4 protein-coding genes are annotated in these 3,437 nt (G+C 48.9%); 2 read left to right on the top strand and 2 right to left on the bottom strand.

The window, feature by feature from the left end:
* The coding region (locus tag KDK18_RS03205; RefSeq protein WP_257253164.1) for a hypothetical protein at positions 1 to 327 on the top strand (327 nt) is incomplete at its 5' end.
* Positions 328 to 392: 65 nt separating this feature from the next.
* Here KDK18_RS03205 and KDK18_RS03200 read toward each other — a convergent pair.
* A complete protein-coding gene (locus KDK18_RS03200) occupies positions 393 to 803 on the bottom strand; it encodes a phnA protein (RefSeq protein ID WP_257253163.1) in 411 nt (136 codons plus the stop codon).
* A gap of 177 nt (positions 804 to 980) precedes the next feature.
* Here KDK18_RS03200 and KDK18_RS03195 point away from each other — a divergent pair, with 177 nt between their 5' ends.
* Positions 981 to 1,649, top strand: a complete 669-nt coding sequence (locus KDK18_RS03195) for an N-acetylmuramoyl-L-alanine amidase (RefSeq protein WP_257253161.1) — start codon at positions 981 to 983, stop codon at positions 1,647 to 1,649.
* 156 nt (positions 1,650 to 1,805) lie between these two features.
* On the opposite strand, the gene KDK18_RS03190 is transcribed toward KDK18_RS03195, so the two are convergent.
* Complete coding sequence (locus KDK18_RS03190) at positions 1,806 to 3,365, bottom strand: hypothetical protein (protein WP_257253159.1); 1,560 nt, start codon at positions 3,363 to 3,365, stop codon at positions 1,806 to 1,808.
* Positions 3,366 to 3,437: the final 72 nt, after the last annotated feature.

Raw genomic sequence — 3,437 nt, 5'->3', positions numbered from 1 at the left:
AGCTGCAAGAGTGCCCGATCCTTGGCGGATCACAAAAGAAGAGAGCACAGCGGGCAACAAATCTGTGACCGGATCGTGGTCGGCAAAGATGGCCAGCAGCGCCCGTGCGCGAAGGTTTGTAGGAGTTCTAAAGTTCTGTCAGATCACAGAAGAAAAGACCACAGTGGGCGACAAACCTGCTACGTGACCGTTGTCGGATTGGACGGCCAACAGCGGCCGTGCGGAGCAGTCTGCAAGAATGCCAGAGCTCTGACGGAACACAAGGGTAAGCATCGAAAACGCAAATTTGTTGGCATGAACCGGGACGTTGATCTCAAGTCTCAATAAACACTTCACTGTTAGAAACAATGTGACCAGGACTTTATCGGCCATCAGGCAGAGTGAAGCAGGGCTCACTCAATCTTCTGAGCCCAGCTTTCTGTTTCAGGTTCAAGGAAGACGTGTTCGAGGATTTCAGCAGCCCAGGGGTATTGCCCTGAGATTTGGCGAAGGACTCTGACGGACATCACCTGGGCGGCCGGAACTTGGCTCCAGACGCTTTTGCCCAGACAGCGCCAGTGGTCAACGTTCATTTTTGCGGGTTTCCTTTCAAAAAGGCTGAGTTGCTCACCGCAAATGTCACAGGTCATCAGGCAGTGCTCAAAATCGGGCTCTTCAGGAACAGGAGCTACTTCCCAGATGTTAAGCGGAACACCGGCTGCTTCACAAAGCTCACACTTTGAACTGGCCCTGCGGGCAAGATCCTTGCCAAGCAAGTTCAGTGCAGCCTGTCGTTCCTGATGTTTCAGTAAGCCTTTGGCCATATTCTTTCTCCCAAATGAGCTAATGATACAGGGAATTGAAAAGCTGACTATGGCGCAAATGAAGCTCAAAGTTCCTTGATCGGGTGATAAATACCTTAAAATACGCCCTTGATCTCTGACTGGATGGCTGGTTACGCTATCAGTTCAATGGATCCCAGACTTTTTACAGGCAAATCAATGGCTTTAAGTTTCATTTCACATCCCAGCCCCAACTTTGACGCCCGGGAAATTCCTGTAGAATTTCTGGTCCTGCACTACACGGCTGTGGACCTTCAGGGTACGCTGGACATGATTTCGAGTCCAGGTTGTGGGGTTTCAGCTCACCTGGTGATTGATCTGGACGGGACCGTCTATGAGCTGGTCAGTTGCCTGAATGGAACTGCTCACAGAGCCTGGCATGCTGGTATCAGTCGTTGGCAGGAAAAAGAAGCGCTCAACGATTTTGCTATTGGAATAGAGTTGGTTAACTACAACGGGAATGTTTTCCCTTTCACCGATGCACAATATTCAGCTCTGAAAGATGTGATTCGCCTGTTGCAGGAGCACTACCCCAGCCTGGGTGATCCACAACGGATTATTGGCCATGAACACATAGCTGGTTTCAGGGGAAAAGCCGATCCGGGTTGTCATTTTGACTGGGATCGTCTTTTTACAGAGAGTTTTCCTGATCAACCTCGGCCCGTTCGGGAATCTGTTTGCCCAAAGGAGCTTCAGGCTTCTCTGGAGAAGTTCCAGTCGCTGGAACCTGCTGATAGAGAACAGCGAACACTTTTCTGGAAAAGGGTTAACGAGTTAACAGAAACCTCGGTCAGGCTGATTCAGGAGGGAGTCAGATCTCATTCATGATCTCAATAATCGTTGCTCGACGTACTATTTCTGAAAAGAATATGTCATTTTGAGATGCTGACAAATTCTATGGAAATACTCCATGCCCCTGTGTACGAAGTTTTTTAAGTGCGTTGTCACCCTCCTTCTACAAGCTCGGGACGAGCCAAGTGTGTTTTATAGAGCCAGCAATATAGCCAGAGTGGTTATAACACCTAAACCCGTAGTCATTCTGGTTGCATCCGACGGTGAACTGGGGCTCGCGCTCTTAGCGGACATCGTGTTGCTACCAAAAGCCACATTGTTAACAAAAGCAGAGGACGTAGCGACTGTGGGGCAGACTCCTGATTCAAAGAAGAAACGACCTTCGAAGTTGGTCAGTCCACTACAGGCCGTGGCTGAGGAGTTAATGGCTGTCCAGGTGTTCAGTATCTGACTGATGTTATAGGGAACGGTTGTTGGCATGGTTGTTGGCATGAAAACGGTTGAGTTTACCGATGGCGTGACAACGGTTGAATTTGGCGTTGGCATTTCAACGAGTGAAGTCATCGGTCTTTCGCACTCACCTCCCAGCGATAACGGATCAGCCGCTTTCAGGCTGAAGTGTTCTTGAAGTTGTTGCCAAGGACTAACGGCCTGCAGGTGGTTACAGGCCAGGGCGAGTTTAAGAGGGGCGCTGACGTTTATAGCGGCCGCTGTTCTCGCGGTTACCCGGATCCGGTTGCCTGCCAGGTTAAAGTGAGGAGGCTCTGCATTGCCATCGGTATGACCTATAAGCGTGAAGCCTCCCAGCCGTGGCGATCGTTGGGCACGGGCGTCGCGAAGTGTGTTAGTACTGCCATGATTGGCAATGTCTACTGTATTTCTGAAAATATCCAGGCGAGTTCCGGACCCAAGAGTAAATTCACCCGCTTCTGCCATTCTGCCCATGAATGTATTACCAGTAACAGCGATTCTGTGTGACTGGTTCCTGATAGCAGGAAGATTTACAGACACCCCATCTTCGGGCATGTAGTTCAGGTACCAGTTCTTGATGATGTGACCTTTGATCGTGTTATTGGCAAATTGGAGGCCAGGGCCAGGGCGGCTGCCATCGGCGTCTGCATCCAGAGATTGTTTGCAGTCAAGATGAACGGCGGATCGGACAGGAATATGAAATACATTGTCTTTTATAATCAGTCTCCGGTTATAACATTCTGCGAAAACAACAGTGTTAGTTCTGGGTTCATCAGGGCGTCCAAATGGCCAGAAAGTAATGTGTCTTATATTGCTGTCTCTTGTTTCTCTATACCGGAAATTTTTAGTGGTTCCTACCTTGATTACAGAGTTGCCCCCTAAATGGGAACCGATGACGATTTCAAAACCATCATCAGCGGCTCCAATAATGTCCTGACCATCCTTCAAAACGATTTGATAGTTTGTAACGTATATAGCCTGTTTTTTACCTGCATGGACAGAGTTGGATGAGAGCAATACCACGGTGTTTTGAGGAGCCTGGCGGATCAACTTAGCTAAATCCTTTTTCGGGTTAGCACTGAGAACAAGACACTGTTTTCCGCGAAAAAGCTCTCTATACTGGTTTAGCCGTCTCTGAACCCCTGACGTTTGTCCTGTGAGAGAGTCGCACGATACTGTCATAGAGGCAGGTTGAGTCGCCGCCTGAGCCTCTGAAGTCAGAGTGTGCAACAAGAATATCTGGGCGACTAACAGGACGAAACAAAGCTGCAGGCTAGTCATGTTAAGGTTTCCGTAGAAAAAGTGGATAGGAAGCCTAGACGCTGCATTGATACTTAGCCAATGATTTGAATG

The organism is Endozoicomonas sp. SESOKO3 (assembly GCF_024606255.1).
The sequence above is the reverse complement of the archived record's forward strand: the minus strand, read 5'-3'. Positions and strand labels throughout refer to the sequence as shown.

Excerpts from the sequence above, each read along its gene's own strand:
- KDK18_RS03200 (WP_257253163.1), bottom strand. The coding sequence starts at position 803 with ATGGCCAAAGGCTTACTGAAACATCAGGAACGACAGGCTGCACTGAAC.
- KDK18_RS03195 (WP_257253161.1), top strand. The coding sequence starts at position 981 with ATGGCTTTAAGTTTCATTTCACATCCCAGCCCCAACTTTGACGCCCGG.
- KDK18_RS03190 (WP_257253159.1), bottom strand. The coding sequence starts at position 3,365 with ATGACTAGCCTGCAGCTTTGTTTCGTCCTGTTAGTCGCCCAGATATTC.